The sequence below is a fragment of the Pseudoalteromonas sp. APAL1 genome (genome assembly GCF_021532475.1).
GTDB lineage: Bacteria > Pseudomonadota > Gammaproteobacteria > Enterobacterales > Alteromonadaceae > Pseudoalteromonas > Pseudoalteromonas lipolytica_C.
The window spans coordinates 1-19,157 of the sequence record NZ_JAKGAW010000052.1; the positions used below are offsets into that span (position 1 = coordinate 1).

Below are 19,157 nucleotides of genomic sequence, written 5' to 3' on the forward strand. Positions count from 1 at the left end.
CTTTAATTGACGATGTAGCCGAGCAAGATGCAGCAGCTGAAGAGCCTGCGGTTGATGAGCTAGTCGACGAGCAAGACGATGACGATAGCCTTGATAGCGATGATATTGAATCTTTAATCGACGATGTAGACGAGCAAGATGCAGCAGCTGAAGAGCCTGCGGTTGATGAGCTAGTCGACGAGCAAGACGATGAAGATAGCCTTGATATCGATGACATTGACTCTTTAATCGACGAAGGTGATCTTGAAGAAAGTGATTCAGAAGATGCACTTGAAGAAGACGATATAGATTCTTTACTTGATGAAGTTGAACAAGCACAGCCAAGCAGTTCTGAGGACGAGTTAGCTGACTCTTTAGATATGGGCGATTTAGACTCACTACTGGAAGAAGATGATGATGAAGCTGTTTCAGATGACGAGCTTGAACAGTTAATTCAAGAGGCTAATGAACTTAAAGAAGATACACAAGCTCAGATAGATGACTTAAGTCATGATGATGCCCAAAGCCAAGAACACGATGAGAGTTTACAAGAGTCACTAGAAGATCTAGCTGATGCAGACCAAGCAATAGACGACTTGAATGTTGAGTCAGTGGCTTCTGATTTAGTCGATATTGATGAAGCGCTTAATCACGAGTTTAACGAAGACACCGATGATCTACTAGATGACGAAGATTCACTGGATGAATTTGATGATCCATCACTAAAAAGTGTTGATGAATTATTAAGTGAAATAGGTGAAGACGAAGATGATTATATAGCAGCTCCAGACTGGTCTATTGATGATGAACCTCAAGAAGATATTGAAGAAGTTGAAATAGATTTAGGTGACGATCCTCTTGCCGATGATCAACTAACAGATGAATTTGACCTAGGCGTTGAAGATGAGCCTCTCGTTCAAGACACAGTTACACCGAGTCAAGAACTTGATGAATACCCTGAACTTGAGTTAGATGATGCTGGTTTTGAGTCAGAAGACTCAATTGATGAGTTCCAAGATGATTTATCTTTACAGCCAAGTCAGGCAGAGCAAGATCTTGCAAATTCACTGGCGGGTGGTAATGAACTTAATCAGTTAGAGGATGACTTTGACGATGAGTTGTTGCTAGATAATGAGTTTACTGAGCAAGATGCTCTAGAATCTGAAGATGACTTAACAGAGTCAAATGATGCAGTGGGTACAAGTGCTGAGTCTGAGCTGGCGACAGCTGCAGATAATAGCGATAACCTTGAGAGCGAAGCGGAGTTTGAGCTAGACCTTGACGATATTGAGCTTGAACATGAAGACGAAGCTGACACCATCGCAGACATTGAATCAGAAATTGTGGGCAGTGATGACTTAACTACGCTATCTGATGATGAAATCGACGATGATTTCATGGCTGATTTAACTCAAACAGACTTTGATGCGCTGCTAAATGAGCTAGCAGAGCCAGATGAAGCCGACATTGCAGATGCCAGTGAGTTTGATGTTGATTTTAACGCACTGTTAAATGAAGACTTGCAGATTGAAAACGACGCACAGCCAGAGCCTGAGGATAATGTATCAGCAGCTCAAGAGCCTGAGTCTACAGGCGATGAGTTTGTTGATATTGACTCGTTACTTGAGCAAAGCGACGATGAAGCATTAGACCATGAACCTTACGATGAGGTTGATATGGATGTAGGGCTTAGTGATTTTAATGAATTACTCGCAGGTGACAACCCAACAGATGTTGATGCCGAAAGTGGCGGATACTCAGCAAAACTAGACCTTGCAAGGGCATATATTGAAATCGACGACTTTGATGCTGCATTACAAGCCATTGAAGATGTGATCGAAAATGGCCCAGAAGAAGTGCAAGAAGAAGCACTTTCGTTAAAGGCGAAGATTAAAGAGTAATACTATCCAATAATAAACCGAGCCAACGAGCTCGGTTTTTTTATGTCTGCTGCACAGCATTCTGTACTCAAGCCATGTAATAATCTGTAATACACAAGTGAATTTCTCCATCTTACTATTTAACTGAACCATGAGGGTTTAGCTAAAAATTTACTAGGAGAAGGAAAATGAGTTCACTTTATGTATCAATCGATGGAAGACCAGTATCCGATGTATTTACTCAATTAGCCGATACAGCGTTTGAAATACTAAAAAATGAAGGGAATGCCTCAACGCAGATAGTGCCTGAAATTGTGAATAACACCAACAAAACATGGCGTTATAAAACAAGTGGTACTATGCAAGGGACAATGCAATATCCTCAAAGTGGAGGCATTGAGCCACATTTTGCTCGAGCATGGACTCAGCGTTCAATGGGGCTAGACGGCTCATTTGGTTGGGTTATTTTTACCGATGATGATGATAACCAGTTATTTGTAGGATATTGCGTATATTATGATGGTGCTCAAGCTAAGTATCTTGTTAAGTATGAGAATACTAACTTTGCAGGTAAAGACAATAACGCTCTATTAGCTATGATCGATTCAGAAGGCAAAACGGGGGGTTATGCATTTGAATTTAGCGGTGTAAATGTGGATTATTCTGGATTTGAGCATCGGCAGGAAGGGGTTGCTCAATCAAGAGAGCTGCGGGTAACGTTAGAATAATTAAGTTGGTTTAATCAATTAGCAAGTTGGCATATTGTACATAAAAAACCGAGCAATGAAGCTCGGTTTTGTATCTAAGCGAAGGTTATTGCTTGTCTTGCAAACGACGCGCTTTGAAATCAGACTCAGCTTTCCATTTTGGCCAGTCACCGTTATTAGCAAGTTTGGCTGCAATATCAACGATCAGTTCAATATCTTGCTTAACACCACCCATAGACCATTGGGGTGAATAGTCGTCAGCTTCTTTGTGATATTTATGGGCGATATAATCAGGATCAGTATCACCTAAGCTCATAAATAATAAACTTGGCACGCCTTGTTTAGCCAGTGAGAAGTGATCAGAGCGGAAGAACAATCCATTTTGAGGACGAGGGTCCATTTTTACATGACGCCCTTGAGCTTTAGCTGCATCTGCAAGGTAGTCTTCCATTTCAGACATGCCTTTGCCGTACTGCAATATGTAGTCAACGCCATCTAGCACGTTCATACCGTCAATATTAAGCAACGCGACCATTTGTTTGGTTGGTACAATTTCGCCAGTAGCGAATTGCTCAGAACCAATAAGCCCAGTTTCTTCAGCTGTAAAGTTAGCAAAGATAATAGAGCGTTTAAATGGCTTTTTCTTATGCATTTCAGTAAGGATACGGGCTATTTCAACTGTTGCTGCGGTACCAGAAGCATTATCAACAGCACCATTGTAGATTTTCACACCATCATCAGTTTGCTTAGTACCAAAGTGATCCCAGTGCGCACCAATTACTATGTACTCATCTGGAGTTTCGCTGCCTTTTAGTGTTGCCACAACGTTATGTGATTGTGCTTGAGAGATATCACTTTTTAGAGTCAGCGCTGCTTTTGCTTTTAAGTCGACAGGTTTGAAATCGGCTTTTAATGCATTTGCTTTCTCTGTTTGATAATCAAGACCCGCTTGAGCAAAGATCTCATTTGCAGCTTGCTCATCAATCCAACCCATTACAGGGATGTCAGCAGCATTTTTATCTTGGTCAATTAAAGTGTATTTACTACCCGTGTTCGAGCTTTCTACTACACTCCAAGGATAAGCAGCTGGGGCTGTTTCGTGAACGATAAATACCGCTTTTGCGCCTTGGCGTGCACCTTCTTCATATTTGTAAGTCCAACGACCGTAGTAGGTCATAGCATTACCGGTGAAAAGCGTGTCGTCTTGGGTGGCAAAACCAGGATCATTAACAAGCACGATAATTGTTTTGTCTTTTACATCAATATCTGCAAAGTCATCCCAATTATATTCAGGTGCATTAATACCATAGCCAACAAACACAACATCAGAGCCATCAATGTTGATTTCAGGGTTAATTTGTTGGGTACGGGCGGTAAAATCACTGCCAGGATTAAAGCTTAAATCACCCACTTGTAAGGTCATGTTTTGATCTGGAGTGAGTTTTGCCATGGTAACTGGCTGTAAAAATTCGCCATTAAAACTGCCAGTTAATCCGATTTTTTTATATTCATCTGCTAAGTAGTTAATGGTGAGTGTTTCGCCTTCGGTTAAAGGACCGCGGCCTAAGAATTCATCTGAGGCGAGGGTTTTAATATGTGAGCGTACATTCTTAATATTAACGGCTTCAAGGTTTTTTTCGCTTGGCTCATCAGCGCTTGATGTTGCTTGCTCGGAGCAACCGAATAAACCAATGGCAAGCGCTAAACTTGCGTATTTTAAGTGAGTTGTCATAGTTTTTCTGGTTGATTGCACAGAGTTCCACTATATGGGACGAGAAGGGGGCTGTCTAGAAAGAGTCTATAAGTAACTAATTATTCAGGATGAAAGGATAATAATGCACCTTTCATCCTGTCAATTTTACCACCACGCTTTATCAACTGCGTTATCTTGAATTTTAAATACTTCACCAACAAGTGGGGTACTTAGCGATACGTGCTCCTGTTGTGCTTTTTTGGTGACACGCTTGAGGGGGTCATACCAAGCATGAAATGCTAAATCGAAAGTACCATTATGCACTGGCACCATGATATCACCTTGTAAATCGAGGTGAGCTTGTACAGATTGCTCTGGTGTCATGTGAATATCAGCCCAATCTTTGTCATAAGCACCGGTTTCTATAAAAGTAATATCAAAGGGCCCATAACGATTACCAATTTCTTTAAAGCCAGCAAAATATCCCGAGTCACCGCTAAAATAAAAGCGCTTGTCATTTACTTTAATAGCCCATGAACCCCAAAGGGTTTTATTGCCGTCTGTTAAACCTCGACCAGAGAAGTGCTGGGTTGGTGTAAATACAATTTGGCTATTTGCCATATTTTGCTCTTGCCACCAATCAAAACTATGGACTTTTTGTTCATCAACGCCCCATTTTTTAAGGTCGTTTTCGACTCCCAATGGCACATAAAAAGAGGCTGTTTTATCAACAAGTTGTTTAATTGCCGCTTTATCTAAGTGATCATAATGGTTGTGTGAGATAAACACTTTCGCGATGCTTGGTAATTCTGCAATACTAATTGGTGTTGGTTGAAAGCGCTTTGGACCCATGAATGAAAAAGGCGAAGCGCGCTCTGAAAATACCGGGTCAAATAGCCAGTATTCGCCATACACTTTCGCTAAAATAGAGGAGTGACCTAGCTTTACAAAATGCACTGTGTCATTTGATAAACGCTCAAGCTGAGCATGAGAAACAGAATGCATAGGCAGCTCGCCCTTTGGCTCTGCATCAATTTTCTTTTCAGTAATGAAGCGTTTGAAGATAGCTAACGTTTTCTTGAAGCTGGGTCTTTCTACTTCAGCACTATTGTGGAACTTGCCATCAGCCAGTTGCGCAGAGTGGCTGTTATCACTCACGCCTTCAGCAGCTAATTGATTATTCATAACAAACACTCCTATCACGATGCATAGAGTGGCGATTGCGAGCCATTTTAGAAATTTCATATCGTCACCATAAGTAAACTACACGGTGTAGTTTTTCATGATTTGCTATAAAAGTAAACTATCTAGTGCATTTTTTATTTTTGCGTTACACTAGTAGCCCTTATCGGAGGGGTCCATGAAATTATCACAGAGAAAACGATTAGATATTTTGAATGCAGCTGAAACATTGTTTTTTCAGCAGGGTGTTGAGCATACAAGTATGGATCAGGTTGCAAGCTTAGCGGGTGCCTCAAAGCGTACCGTATACAATCACTTTGAAAATAAAGATGTGTTGTTTCAAGCCATTCTAGTGTTTATGTTTGAAAAAGTTCGCCAAGAGCAAGCGGTTGTATTTGATGCTACTTTACCAATTGCAGAGCAGTTAACACGTATTGCCGAGCAAGAAGTGGCACTTTTGACCTCTGAAGAATTTTTAAAAGTAGCGAAAGTCGCCTTTATGCAAATGTTACAGCAGCCCGATTTAGCAAAATCATTAGCGAGTAACAACATGGGCTGTATGCACGACCTAGTGACGTTTTTAGAAGCAGGTGTGCAAGCACAGGTTTTAGCTATTGATGATGTTGAGTTTGCAGCAAAACAGTTTGTGTATCAGTTAAAGTCTCTGATCTTTTACCCGTTGCTGTATGGCTTTGAGCGCCAAGAAGGCGACTCAGATAACAAAGTAATAAGCGAAACAGTAAAAATGTTCTTAGCGCGTTATGGGCGCTGATATTTTGGAATATAAAAAAGCCCGCTTAATGCGGGCTTTTAAATAGTTGTAAAACTATTATTTTACTTCTTTACCAGCGGCTTGTTGGTCAGCATGGTAGCTTGAGCGAACAAATGGGCCACAGGCTGCATGTGTAAAGCCAATTTCGTCTGCATAGTCTTTTAATGCATCAAACTCAGCTGGCGGCACGTAGCGTTTAACAGGTAAGTGGTGCTTTGAAGGTTGTAAGTATTGGCCTACTGTTAGCATATCAACGTTATGCTCGCGTAAGTCACGTAACACTTCTTCGATTTCGCTAATTTCTTCACCTAGACCTACCATCAAGCCAGACTTCGTTTTCACATTCGGATGTGCTTCTTTAAAGCGACGTAATAGCTCAAGTGACCACTTATAGTCAGCACCTGGACGCGCTAATTTGTATAAACGCGGTGCTGTTTCTAGGTTGTGGTTAAACACATCTGGTGGTGTCTCGATTAAGATATCAAGGGCTCTGTCCATGCGACCACGGAAGTCAGGTACTAGAATTTCAATCGTGATCTCTGGGTTGTGCTTACGAATTTCACGAATACAGTCAGCAAAGTGTTGTGCACCACCATCACGTAAATCATCACGGTCTACAGAGGTGATTACAACATAGCTTAGCTTCATGTCTTTAATAGTAAGCGCTAGCTTTTCAGGTTCAGCTGCATCAGGCTTTAATGGACGACCGTGAGCAACATCACAGAACGGACAACGACGAGTACAAATAGCACCTAAGATCATGAAGGTTGCTGTACCGTGATTGAAACATTCAGATAGGTTAGGGCACGAAGCCTCTTCACAAACTGAGTGCAAACCATGTTTACGCATCGCTTGCTTAATACCATCAATACGTTCGGTTGATTTAGGTAAGCGAATTTTTAGCCACTCTGGCTTACGCAACATTTCGTTTTTTTCAGTCGGTAAAACTTTAACTGGGATCAGCGCCATTTTTTCTGCATCACGCAGTTTTACGCCTGGTTCCATTTTGACTGGTTTATTCATTCGTTTCAAACCCTTCAGTGTGCTTAACCACAGTAGCATTAAGCTTTTTAATCATGTGTTTTACAAGCCCTGCACCTGCTTGCTCGAGGTTTTGCGGACCATTAAGGTCAGTTGTTTGCACCATGTTCATGCCTGCATAGCCGCATGGGTTGATACGTAAAAACGGACTCAAGTCCATATTTACATTCAGTGCTAAACCATGGAATGAGCAGCCGCGACGAACTCGTAAGCCCAATGAGGCAACTTTACTATCGTTAACATAGACACCCGGTGCATCCGCTTTGGCGTAAGCATCAATGTCGTAGTCTTTTAACGTGTCGATAATGCACTCTTCAAGCCAAGTTACCAGCTCTCTTACACCAATGTTTAAACGACGTAAGTTGAACAGTACATACATCATTTGCTGACCTGGCCCGTGGTAGGTTACTTGACCACCGCGGTCTACTTGGATCACTTCGATATCACCGGTATTTAATAAGTGCTCAGCTTTACCAGCTTGACCTTGAGTAAATACTGGCTCGTGCTCTACAAGCCAAATTTCATCGGCTGTGTGCTCATCACGGGTGTCGGTAAAAGATTGCATTTTTTGCCAAATTGGCATGTAACGCTGACGACCTAATTGACGAACGATTAATTCTCTTTCGCTCACGACTTACTCCGTAATCAGCCTATAGCATGTGACGTACGTCATCGATGTTGCTGATCACGTTATAGATTTCTTCAATGTGCTCTTTACTTGTAACGGTTGCCACAAGCGTGACTGACTCGTAATTACCTTTGCTGCTTGGTTTTACCTTTGGCGCATAATCGCCTGGTGCAATTGGTTGCAGCTTTTCTAGGATCTGGTCTGTTAGATTTACGTTTGCTAAGCCCATGATTTTAAATGTAAATGGGCAAGGGAAATCTAAATACTCATCAAACTTAGTATCTTTTACAGGTTGAACCACGACGGTGACTCCTCAAAACAGTGAGTGTGCTTAATCGAGACTTTCTCGGCCAGTTCTTGGCAGTAAGCAGACTTAAATTACGACGCACTCGACCCAGCGCGACTGATATGGGGCGCATTCTATCATTTTTCAGACAAAAAAAAACGCCTTGCAGTGCAAGGCGTTTATAAACTTTTATCTGAGATTACATGATCTGTAAACGTAAGTAATCGTAGATCTTGCTGAAGAAGCTGCCTTCTTCTACTTCTTCAAGTGTAACTAACGGATATTGAGCGATTTCTTCACCATCCAGTTGCAAGAATAAGGTGCCAACTTTACTACCTTTAGCAAGTGGAGCTTCTAGAGTTTTATCAAGCTCAAAGTTCGCTTTTAAGTTTTTACGCTGACCACGTGGGATGGTGATTGGCGTATCTTCTAAAATACCCAGTGAAACATTTTCTTTGTTACCCATCCAAATGCGTTGCTCCGCAAAGCTGTCACCCGCTTGATATGGTGTAATCGTTTCAAAGAAACGGAAACCGTAGTTTAGTAATTTTTTACTTTCAACTTTACGAGCACGCTCGCTTTCGGCGCCCATTACAACAGCGATTAAACGCATATCGTCTTTAGTTGCTGAGCTCACTAGACTATAACCCGCCTCTGACGTGTGACCGGTTTTAATACCGTCTACGTTCATGCTTTCATCCCATAATAGAGAGTTGCGGTTATATTGTTTAATACCGTTAAAAGTGAATGATTTTTTAGCGTATACTTCGTATTCATCTGGTACATCGCGAATAAGTGCAGCACCAAGAGTGGCCATATCACGTGGCGTTGTGAAGTGCTCGTTAGTATCTAATCCGTGACTGTTTACGAAATGGCTGTTTGTCATGCCTAACTTTTCAGCGTGAGCATTCATTAAATCAGCAAATGCACTTTCGCTACCAGCAATGTGTTCAGCCATTGCTACGCACGCATCATTGCCTGATTGAATAATGATACCGTGGTTAAGGTCGTCAACACTGATTTGCTTACCCACTTCGATGAACATTTTTGATGATTCAGGAAAGTTTTTTGCCCACGCTTTTTCACTCACGGTGACCATGTCTGTTGGTGAGATATTGCCGGCTTTAATTTCAGTACCGATGACGTAACTGGTCATCATCTTGGTTAGACTGGCAGGTGCCAGCTTAGTATCGGCTTCGCCTTCAGCAATGACCTTACCTGTGGTGAAATCAACCAAGAAATAACCTTTCGCATTAACTTGTGGTGGGGCAGGGATGATTTGGGCTGTTGCTGAAAATACACTCGCTGTGCAAACAAGGCCACAAACGCCACTTAAGATTTTATATTTTATAGATTTCATCGTACTCATTAATGGTTAAAGTTAAACATGTCGCGTTAACCTATTCTAAAGGTCTTACTCACTGTAAAGCAAGAACGCGTTCTGAAATTGGTTTTGTTTTAGCTTTTCTAAAACAGTTTGTGCTTCTGCGGCATCTTTTATTGGACCAAGACGTAATCGATAGATTCCATCTTTTTCAACAATGTTTGTTGGCACATGATATTGCTGACGAAGTTGAAACGCGAGCGCTTCAACATTGGCAAGAGTACTTCCCGCTGCAACCTGTATGTAACTTAAACGAGGGGCAGAATTGCTAAGGGTAATGGCTTCAACCTTAACACGCGCTGTACCTTGGCGATAATAATCTAGTTTATAGGCCGCAGAATAAGATAAATCGATGATACGGTCGTCATGGAATGGGCCGCGGTCATTAACGCGAACAATGACAGATTTACCGTTATCTAAATTAGTGACTCGTGCAAAGCTGGGTAATGGCAAAGTTTTATGCGCTGCAGTCATCGCGAACATGTCATATATTTCACCATTAGATGTATGATAGTTATGAAATTTTCTACCGTACCATGAGGCAATCCCTTCTTCAGAGTAGCCTGTTTCATCTAACATGGGAGTGTAGCGTTTTCCACGAACTTCATAAGGGCGACTCGCACTGGCACTCTTAACTACAGCCGTTACTACTGCATCTTGCATTTCAAGTTCGGTAGGCTTTCGAAGCGGGGCTGCATCATGCTCCATAGCATAACGACCTTGCTGCGACGAGCTACAAGCAGTGAGCATTACAGAAAATAATGCAACAAATAGAAAACTAACGCGATGTGTCATTATTTTAAAAGCATCCTTTTATCTGTGGCGATAGACATAATAATGCCAAATCCTGCCATCAAGGTCACCATAGAGGTGCCGCCATAACTGATCAAGGGTAAAGGGACACCGACCACAGGCAGTAAACCTGACACCATGCCAATATTTACAAATACATAAACGAAAAAAGTTAAAGTTAATGCACCTGCAAGCAGTTTACCAAACGCATCTTGGGCATTGACCGCTATGTATAAACCACGACCAATTATGAATAAATACATGCACAGTAATAAACACACTCCAAATAAGCCAAACTCTTCGCTTAAAACAGAGAAGATAAAGTCAGTGTGTCGCTCGGGTAAAAATTCAAGTTGTGATTGCGTACCTTGCAGCCAGCCTTTTCCTTCAATTCCGCCTGAGCCAATTGCTATTTTCGATTGAATAATGTGATAACCAGAGCCAAGAGGATCACTTTCAGGGTCTAAAAATGTTAATACGCGTTGTTTTTGATAGTCGAGCATAACGTAATGCCAAAATGGCCAAGCAGCAATGGCTACTGTAGCGGTAAAAAAGCCGATTAATCGCCAACTTAGGCCTGACAAAAACAATACAAAAATACCTGAACTGGCGATCAATATTGATGTTCCTAAGTCAGGCTGCTCTTTGATTAGGATGGTAGGCACCATCACAATCGCAAAACCAATGATTAGATGGATAATGCGAGGTGGTAAATGGTTGCGTCCGATATACCATGCGACCATCATAGGTACGGCAATTTTCATTAATTCAGATGGCTGAAATCGAGTAATACCAAGATCTAGCCAACGTTGCGCACCTTTAGAGCTAACACCAAATAGCAGTACCCCGATGAGCATTAATAGGCCCACGCAATAAAGTGGAATAACCATTCTTTTTAGCGTGTTTGGCGAAAATTGCGCGAGAATAAACATGCCTAGTATCGCCCCAAACATCCGTGTGGCATGGCGGATCATCATAGCTGGGTCTTGACCACTGGCACTGTAAACAATGGTTAGGCTGCCTACCATCATGAGCATTAACGCTATCAGGAGCGGTAAATCAAGGTGAAGGCGTTGCCAGATAGAGCGTTTTTTATTTAATGGGATCATGGCGCATCACTTTGTGCAACAGGCAGGGGGTTAGCTGAAAAATAATAATCCATCAATTGACGAGCAATAGGCGCACCTACAGTACTGCCGCCACCGGTATTTTCTACAACCACAGAAACCACAATTTGTGGATCATTATAAGGTGCAAAGCCAACATAAATTGCGTTATCGCGTTGACGCTCTTTAAGTGATTTAGCGTCATAACGTTCACCTTGGGCAATGCTAACTACTTGCGCGGTACCGGTTTTACCAGCAGGGTCATAATTGGCACCTTTAAATGCTTTATGGGCGGTGCCGGTGACTTTGTGTACTGTGTTGTGCATTGCATCAAGCGCTATTTGCCAATGGTGAGGGTTTTTTAGCACCACGGGTGGCTTTTCATCGTTGTTTATTTGAGTGACTTCATTCTCTTTTTTAGCCACTTGCACTAAGTGGGGTGGGTGATCAATCCCGCGATTAACTAAAATATTCGTCGCATTGGCTATTTGCATCGGTGTTGCGGTCCAATAACCTTGGCCAATACCCACTGAAATTGTATCACCACGCCACCACGATTCTCTAAAGCGGCCCTCTTTCCATTCTTTTGATGGCATAATCGCAGAGGTTTCTTCATGAATATCAATACCTGAAAGTTCGCCAAAACCAAATTGAGACATAAAATCACTGATTTTAGTAATGCCTAAGCGATACGCCACGTCATAAAAATAAGTATCGCATGACTCTTCAATAGCACGATAAACGTCAACATGGCCATGACCCCAACGTTTCCAGTCTCGCCATTTATGTTCAACGTTTGGAATTTGAAAAAAGCCCGGATCCCACATTTGTGTTTGCTCGGTTACAAGTCCTTCCTCTAACGCTAAAATAGCCATATGTGGTTTAACCGTAGAAGCTGGTGCGTAACGACCTTGTGTGGTTCTATTTATGAGAGGGCGATCTGGGTTCAATAACTTTTTGTAGTCGCTACTACTGATGCCATGAACAAATAAGTTTGGGTCGTAACTTGGGTTAGAGTAAAGAGCCAGTACGCCACCATCTTTTGCGTCGAGTACAACGACAGCGCCGCGCATATCTTTTAAAGCATGCTGTGCAATTTGTTGTAAGCCTATATCCAGAGTTAGTACCAAGTCATGGCCTGGCTCTGGTGGGGTCATGCTTAAAGTGCGAATGATACGACCCCTGTTGTTAACTTCTACACTTTGTGAGCCAACTACACCATGAAGTAATTGCTCATAGTATTTCTCGATACCTAGCTTACCTATATCATGTGTAGCACGGTAATTTGTTGCTTGATCATCGGCTTCTAATTTTGCCAGCTCTTTTTTATTGAGTTTGGCAACATAACCTAATGCGTGAGTTAAAGTATCACCATAAGGGTAGTAACGAGCTAGTCGTGCTTCAATACTAAAACCAGGGAATTTGTGCTGATTAACTGAAAATTTGGCAACTTCAGTTTCGTTTAATCGTGCTTTAAGGACTTGGCTCTTAAAACGGCGATTATGTTTGATATCATCTAAAAACTCTTCTTTTTGTTGTTCACTGATATCGATAATTTGTTGAACATCTTCTAATGCTTGATCTAGGTTATCTGTTTCTTCAGGAATGACTTCAAGGTTATATACAGGTTTGTTTTCAGCAAGTAAAACGCCATTTCTGTCATAAATTAGACCCCGATTCGGGGCAATTGGAATAACCTTGATCCGATTATCATTAGAGCGTGTTTGGTAGTCTTGGTGGTCGATAACTTGAATGTTATATAAGTTTGATAATAAGACACCAATTAATAAGGTAACAAACACAAAGCCCACAAACGCGCGGCGAGCAAATAAATTAGCTTCAGCCGAGTGGTCTCGAATTGTGGGTCTGTGTTTTCGCATTGACTAACTACTCGCGGTGGTATGGGTGATTATTATTTAAGCTCCAGCCACGATAAAGGCTTTCGGCAACAATAATACGCACTAAAGGATGCGGTAGTGTTAGATTTGATAAAGACCATTTTTGCTCAGAAGCTGCAATGCATTCTGGTGCAAGGCCTTCAGGGCCACCAATGAGTAAACTAACATCACGGCCATCAAGCTGCCATTTTTCCATGCTTTTAGCCAGTTGATGAGTATCCATTGGCTTACCTGTTACTTCTAAAGTAACAATGCGATTGCCTTTAGGTATTGCTGCTAAGGTTTTTTCGCCTTCAAGTTGCAAAATACGTTTTATATCCGCATTTTTTCCGCGTTTACCGGCAGGAATTTCAATAAGCTCAAGCGGCATATCACGCGGGAAACGGCGCTGATATTCTGTGAATCCAGTTTCAACCCATGCTGGCATCTTAGTACCAACGGCAATCAATTGTATCTTCAAAATGGTTTACCTATGTCCTTGCAAGGGTTAACCCCAAAGTTTCTCTAGATCATAGAAGTCGCGAGTTTGGTCTTGCATGACATGTACTACTACATCACCTAGGTCAACAAGCACCCATTCGCCTTCATTTTGACCTTCGTAACCAAGGGGTTCTTCACCAGCGTGGCGTGCTTCTTTTGCAACGTGATCAGCAATCGATTGAACATGGCGTTTAGAGTTACCAGAGCATACTAACATATAGTCGGTAATATCTGACTTTCCACGAACATCAAGTTGCACCACATCACGGGCTTTCATGTCGTCGACTTTATCAAGGGCAAATGCGAGTAGTTGTTTAGAATCCAAAGTGTTTTCTCAAAAATAAATAATCTTAATTGTTATTTTATCACGCAGGCAGCATTTATTCATCTGTTTGATAAAGATGATGCTGTGCGATGTATTGACTAACTGAAGTCGGTAAAAGTTCCGTTATTTCACTATTTGAATGCAGTTTTTTTCTGATTTCTCTTGATGCGGCATCTATTTGTAAGCCATTTAAAAAGAATAACTTACCTGCAGGTTGTTGCTTTAGTTCAGCAAGGTTATCAGTGTATGCCTGTTCCTTGTAATGAGCCAATTCACCAGCGACATTACAGGTTTGCCCCGGTCTTTGATACACGACTATGTGGCAAAGTGTGACAATTTCTTGCCATTTAAACCATTTGTCGAGGCTAATGAATGAGTCCATACCGATTAAAAAAATAATGGGCGTAGTCGGGTGCTCAGCTCTTAATTCTTGCAAGCTAAGTAATGAATAAGAGGCACCTGAACGATTAAGTTCTCTGTAATCAATCGTGAAATAAGGGATGTCTTCAATTGCAAGTTTGAGCATGTTGATACGGTGCTCATCACTGATCCCCGGTTTAGCTTTATGTGCAGGAATAGCGCAGGGCATAAAATACAGCGTATCAAGCTGACACTGTTTAACGCATTGCTCGGCCATATTGATGTGGCCTAAGTGAATTGGGTCAAATGTTCCACCAAATATAGCAATCATTATACAACTCTAATCTAAAACAGGGTGGCAAGGTAATGGCATTGCCAGTGGTTGGCAAAATACTAAGCAAAGGTGTGTTAAGGCTTGATAAGGCGCAACAAGGTTGCCTTGTTTGTAGGCAGCATCAAACTCGGCTAATTGTTTGATGATTTGCTCAAGAGTACTAATTTGCAGGCGGTTTAATGCCTGCTGTACTGTTGCTTGCTGGTTTTTCCAAATATTAAACTGCCGATATAAATCAGTCATATTGGCACCGTTTAGGCGAGCGTGTTGCATTGCAAGTAAGTTAGTGGCTTCTTTATTAATGGCCCAAAAGATACTCATTGCTTCTGTGTTATCAGTAGCGAGTTTACTCATTACTTTGACTGCTTGACCTGCATTGCCGGTTAATAAAGCATCACTCAAATCGAAGATATCAAATTTTGATTGATTAAGAAGACCTTGCATTACGGCCTGCTGGTCTACTAACTCACTGCCATATAATAGAGATAATTTTTCAAGTTCTTGGTGGCATGCAAGTAAGTTACCTTCAGTGGCATCAATCAGGCTTTGTTTTGCATTATTGTGCAAGTTTAAATTTAAACGATAACATTGCTCGTCTAGCCAACGGCTTAAATGGTTACCTGTTAGGGGATAACAAGGTACAAATAAGCCTTGCTTATCTAAAGCTTTAAACCATGCACTGCGTTGAACATCTTGACCAGCTTTAGCACCTTTCAATACCAAAATAGTGTCTGGATTAGTAAGTTCAACAAGTTGTTTAAATATTTGGCTACCTTGAGTACCTGGTTTTTGCTCGTTTAAATCAAATTCAATTAAGGTACGAGCGCTAAACAGTGACATACTTTGGTATTGAGCTACAATTTCTTGCCAATCAAACCCTGGCATTAGGGTAAATTTGATTACCTCGTCAAAACCTTGCTGTTTGGCGGCTTGACGAATTTGCATGACACATTGTGTAATTTGATAGGGCTCTTCACCAAACACCATGTAAAAAGGCGCAAGGCCTTTTTTCAATTGGCTAGGTAGTTGATTTGCATAACAACGCATTACAGTTGTGATAGCTCACGAACAATTCGACGACTGGCTTGCTTACGAATTTCGCTTAATAGCAGCTCAAGCTCTTTTGCTTTTGCAAGGGCATTATCTGGGTCGTCTTGATAGTTACGATACAATTCAAAGCGCTGGTTAATGGCTTTTTGTCCAGGGCGCTTAAGGGTATAGCTTACACTGTAGGCAAGTTCATACTCGGCAACCTGACCATTATCAAATAATGATAAGATTTGACGCTCTAAACGGTCTTTGTGGATCGTTAACTCTGGGTGTTTACCACCTTGGCTAAGTTCAACTTTACTCGCAATAAGCTCTTTTTCGACTAACTCGAATAATGCTGACTTTTCATCATCCCCGACAAGGGTGATCACTTTCAAGTCGTCAGGCAAGTTTGAGGCTTTCTTTAAATGAAAGCCACAACTTGTTAGCAGTAAACAGACTAGCGCAAGGGCTAGTCCGTTTTTCAGTGCTTGAAGCGCTGCCATCTTAGTTAGCAACCACGTTAAGTAGTTTGCCAGGTACGTAAATCACTTTGCGGATGGTTGCGCCATCAGTGAACTTAGTTACGTTTTCTTCAGCAAATGCTAATGCTTCAACTTGCTCTTTAGTTGCATCAGCAGGCACTGTTAACTTAGCACGAAGCTTACCATTAACTTGTACGATGATTAGCTTCTCATCTTCAACAAGTGCTGATTCGTCAACTTTTGGCCATGCTGCATCTAAGATGTCGCCTTCTTTGCCAAGGTCTTGCCATAATTGATGACACATATGCGGCGTGATAGGCGCAAGCATGATAAGTAATGCTTCAAGCGCTTCGTTAGCAATTGCCACATCTTGTTTATCGGCAAGCGGTGCTTTAAGTAACTTGTTCGAGATTTCCATAATTGCAGCGATTGCAGTGTTGAATGTTTGACGACGTTCTACGTCATCAGTCACTTTTGCAATTGCTTTATGAAGTTCACGACGAAGTACTTTTTGGTCGTTATTTAATGCTGACTTATCAAGCGCTTGATAGCCTACTGTTTCTACATCAACAGCGTATTTCCAAATACGTTTTAAGAAACGCATTGCACCTTCAACACCTGAATCAGACCATTCAAGGGTTTGCTCTGGTGGCGCCGTGAACATCATGAATAAACGTACTGTATCTGCACCGTACTGGGCGATAACTTGTTGTGGGTCGATACCGTTATTTTTCGATTTCGACATTTTGCTCATGCCCGCAGAGAATACCGGCTCGCCATCTTCTTTGTGCCACGCTTTAACAACACGACCTTTGTCGTCTGTTTCAGTTTGTACGTCTGTTGGCGAAATCCAGATATCACCGCCTTTCTCATCTTTACGGTAGAAAGTATCTGCTAATACCATGCCTTGACATAGTAAGCGCTCAAATGGCTCATCTGAAGTTACTAAACCAAAGTCACGTAATAACTTGTGGAAGAAACGCGAGTAAAGTAAGTGCAAGATCGCATGCTCAATACCACCGATATATTGGTTTACTGGTAACCAGTAATTTGCAGCACCTGGCTCAATCATGCCTTCGTCAAAACGAGGGCTACAGTAACGCGCGTAGTACCATGATGATTCCATGAAGGTATCGAAAGTATCTGTTTCGTGGAATGCAGGTGCGCCATTTACCGTTGTTTTAGCCCACTCAGGATCAGCTTTGATTGGTGAAGTTACACCATTCATTACCACGTCTTCAGGTAAGCGAACTGGCAGCATGTCTTCGGTTGCAGCAAGCTCGTTACCGTTCTCGTCGCTTAACATAGGAATTGGAGAGCCCCAGTAACGCTGACGGCTAACACCCCAGTCACGTAGACGGAAGTTCACTTTACGCTCACCTACACCCAGTGCTTCTAGTTTATCTGCAACAGCATTAAACGCCGCTTCAAACTCAAGACCGTCGAACTCACCTGAGTTAACTAACACGCCTTTTTCAGTGTATGCTTGGTTGTCTAAATCAACTGTTTCTTCAGAGTCAGCTGCTGGTGCAATAACTTGAGCAATCTCAAGGCCATATGCTGTTGCGAACTCGTAGTCACGTTGGTCGTGTGCAGGTACTGCCATAACAGCGCCAGAGCCGTAATCCATTAATACAAAGTTAGCGACCCAAATTGGTACTTGTTTACCAGTTAATGGGTGAATCGCGTAAAAACCAGTGGCAATACCTTTTTTGTCCATGGTTGCCATGTCTGCTTCAGCGATTTTCGTGTTTTTACACTCATCAACAAACATAGCTACAGCGTCGCTGTTTTTAGCTGCTTCTTGTGCAATTGGGTGACCAGCTGCAACAGCAACGTACGTCACACCCATGAAGGTATCTGGGCGCGTTGTATAAACACTAAATGTATCGTCGTTATCAGCACGCTTAAATTCGATTTCTAAACCTTCAGAGCGACCAATCCAGTTGCGCTGCATGGTTTTAACTTGCTCAGGCCAGTGATCAAGTTTATCTAAATCATCTAATAGCTCTTGTGCGTAATCAGTGATTTTGATGAACCATTGTGGAATCTCTTTTTGTTCAACAATGGCACCTGAACGCCAACCACGACCATCAATAACTTGCTCGTTGGCAAGTACTGTTTGGTCAACTGGATCCCAGTTAACTGTTGACATCTTTTTGTAAACTAAGCCTTTTTCATAAAGCTTAGTGAAGAACCACTGTTCCCATTTGTAATATTCTGGATGACATGTCGCAATTTCACGATCCCAGTCGTAACCAAAACCCAGTTGCTTTAACTGGTTGCGCATGTAATCGATGTTTTCGTATGTCCACTTAGCAGGTGCAGTGTTGTTTTTGATTGCTGCATTTTCCGCAGGTAGACCAAACGCATCCCAACCCATAGGTTGCATTACGTTTTTGCCTTGCAAGCGTTGGAAGCGTGATACTACGTCACCAATGGTGTAGTTACGAACGTGACCCATGTGGAGTCGGCCGCTTGGGTATGGGAACATAGAAAGGCAGTAATACTTTTCTTTGCTCTCATCTTCAGTGACTTTAAATACTTGGTTTTCTTCCCAGTAGGCTTGTACTTTTGACTCTATGTCTTGCGGGTTATATTGCTCTTGCATCTACGATTCCAGACTTCTTGCAAATTAATAAAAAATTGTCGATAAGGATAACTCAAAATACATGCTAATCACAGCGGCAAATAGGCGCTTTTATTAATTTTGTATGGAAATATATTTTCAGGGCAGGTTAACCTATACTCAACTAGAATAACGATTGATTTTTCATCATTTTTGAAGGAGTAACC

At 41.8% G+C, this 19,157-nt stretch carries 18 protein-coding genes; 3 read left to right on the forward strand and 15 right to left on the reverse strand.

All coding sequences use genetic code 11. The features are described from left to right. Together L1264_RS18380 and L1264_RS18385 are read left to right on the forward strand one after the other, a co-directional pair. Nucleotides 1-1,880: FimV/HubP family polar landmark protein (locus L1264_RS18380; RefSeq protein WP_328256307.1), on the forward strand; the 1,880-nt coding region annotated here is incomplete at its 5' end. A 167-nt stretch (nucleotides 1,881-2,047) separates the two neighbouring features. Beyond that, nucleotides 2,048-2,587 (forward strand): hypothetical protein, encoded by a 540-nt coding sequence (locus L1264_RS18385; RefSeq protein ID WP_199527572.1) that lies wholly within the window; start codon nucleotides 2,048-2,050, stop codon nucleotides 2,585-2,587. 85 nt (nucleotides 2,588-2,672) lie between these two features. Here the strand turns inward: L1264_RS18385 and L1264_RS18390 are convergent, their stop codons facing one another. Together L1264_RS18390 and L1264_RS18395 are read right to left on the reverse strand one after the other, a co-directional pair. Further along, nucleotides 2,673-4,298: a M28 family metallopeptidase gene (locus tag L1264_RS18390; RefSeq protein WP_199527573.1), complete on the reverse strand. Its 1,626-nt coding sequence runs from the start codon at nucleotides 4,296-4,298 to the stop codon at nucleotides 2,673-2,675. A 126-nt stretch (nucleotides 4,299-4,424) separates the two neighbouring features. Then, entirely contained in the window at nucleotides 4,425-5,444 is a 1,020-nt protein-coding gene (locus tag L1264_RS18395) for an MBL fold metallo-hydrolase (RefSeq protein ID WP_235404354.1), read from the reverse strand. A gap of 175 nt (nucleotides 5,445-5,619) precedes the next feature. Between L1264_RS18395 and L1264_RS18400 the strand changes: the two genes are divergently transcribed. After that, nucleotides 5,620-6,213, forward strand: a complete 594-nt coding sequence (locus L1264_RS18400; RefSeq protein WP_135924116.1) for a TetR/AcrR family transcriptional regulator — start codon at nucleotides 5,620-5,622, stop codon at nucleotides 6,211-6,213. 57 nt (nucleotides 6,214-6,270) lie between these two features. Here L1264_RS18400 and lipA read toward each other — a convergent pair whose 3' ends face one another. From lipA to leuS, 13 genes are all read right to left on the reverse strand, one after another. Continuing rightward, nucleotides 6,271-7,236 carry a lipoyl synthase gene (gene lipA / locus L1264_RS18405; RefSeq protein WP_130051157.1) on the reverse strand — a complete coding sequence of 322 codons (966 nt, stop codon included), beginning with the start codon at nucleotides 7,234-7,236 and terminating at the stop codon, nucleotides 6,271-6,273. Beyond that, entirely contained in the window at nucleotides 7,229-7,885 is a 657-nt protein-coding gene (gene lipB / locus L1264_RS18410; RefSeq protein WP_135924117.1) for a lipoyl(octanoyl) transferase LipB, read from the reverse strand. The genes lipA and lipB overlap by 8 nt, the downstream gene beginning before the upstream one ends. Nucleotides 7,886-7,904: 19 nt before the next feature. Continuing rightward, nucleotides 7,905-8,183, reverse strand: coding sequence for a DUF493 family protein YbeD (gene ybeD, locus L1264_RS18415; protein ID WP_135924118.1), 279 nt, complete (start codon nucleotides 8,181-8,183; stop codon nucleotides 7,905-7,907). 184 nt (nucleotides 8,184-8,367) lie between these two features. After that, a complete protein-coding gene (locus tag L1264_RS18420) occupies nucleotides 8,368-9,528 on the reverse strand; it encodes a serine hydrolase (RefSeq protein WP_199527570.1) in 1,161 nt (386 codons plus the stop codon). Nucleotides 9,529-9,582: 54 nt separating this feature from the next. After that, on the reverse strand, nucleotides 9,583-10,347 hold the full coding sequence (locus L1264_RS18425) for a septal ring lytic transglycosylase RlpA family protein (RefSeq protein WP_135924120.1): 765 nt from the start codon (nucleotides 10,345-10,347) through the stop codon (nucleotides 9,583-9,585). Continuing rightward, nucleotides 10,347-11,453 carry a rod shape-determining protein RodA gene (rodA, locus tag L1264_RS18430; RefSeq protein ID WP_135924121.1) on the reverse strand — a complete coding sequence of 369 codons (1,107 nt, stop codon included), beginning with the start codon at nucleotides 11,451-11,453 and terminating at the stop codon, nucleotides 10,347-10,349. Before rodA ends, L1264_RS18425 begins: the two co-directional genes overlap by 1 nt. Further along, nucleotides 11,450-13,330 carry a penicillin-binding protein 2 gene (mrdA, locus tag L1264_RS18435; RefSeq protein ID WP_135924122.1) on the reverse strand — a complete coding sequence of 627 codons (1,881 nt, stop codon included), beginning with the start codon at nucleotides 13,328-13,330 and terminating at the stop codon, nucleotides 11,450-11,452. The genes rodA and mrdA overlap by 4 nt, the downstream gene beginning before the upstream one ends. 7 nt (nucleotides 13,331-13,337) lie before the next feature. Further along, a complete protein-coding gene (rlmH, locus tag L1264_RS18440; protein ID WP_036967350.1) occupies nucleotides 13,338-13,808 on the reverse strand; it encodes a 23S rRNA (pseudouridine(1915)-N(3))-methyltransferase RlmH in 471 nt (156 codons plus the stop codon). Nucleotides 13,809-13,835: 27 nt separating this feature from the next. Beyond that, entirely contained in the window at nucleotides 13,836-14,153 is a 318-nt protein-coding gene (gene rsfS, locus L1264_RS18445) for a ribosome silencing factor (protein ID WP_054551669.1), read from the reverse strand. A gap of 55 nt (nucleotides 14,154-14,208) precedes the next feature. Next, the gene (gene nadD / locus L1264_RS18450) at nucleotides 14,209-14,844 is read right to left on the reverse strand and encodes a nicotinate-nucleotide adenylyltransferase (RefSeq protein WP_135924123.1); all 636 of its coding nucleotides are present in this window, start codon (nucleotides 14,842-14,844) and stop codon (nucleotides 14,209-14,211) included. Nucleotides 14,845-14,853: 9 nt separating this feature from the next. Further along, nucleotides 14,854-15,894, reverse strand: a complete 1,041-nt coding sequence (gene holA, locus L1264_RS18455) for a DNA polymerase III subunit delta (protein WP_138558625.1) — start codon at nucleotides 15,892-15,894, stop codon at nucleotides 14,854-14,856. Then, nucleotides 15,894-16,382 carry an LPS-assembly lipoprotein LptE gene (locus tag L1264_RS18460; RefSeq protein WP_138558626.1) on the reverse strand — a complete coding sequence of 163 codons (489 nt, stop codon included), beginning with the start codon at nucleotides 16,380-16,382 and terminating at the stop codon, nucleotides 15,894-15,896. The genes holA and L1264_RS18460 overlap by 1 nt, the downstream gene beginning before the upstream one ends. Before the next feature lies 1 nt (nucleotide 16,383). Beyond that, nucleotides 16,384-18,972, reverse strand: a complete 2,589-nt coding sequence (gene leuS, locus L1264_RS18465) for a leucine--tRNA ligase (RefSeq protein ID WP_138558627.1) — start codon at nucleotides 18,970-18,972, stop codon at nucleotides 16,384-16,386. Nucleotides 18,973-19,157: the final 185 nt, after the last annotated feature.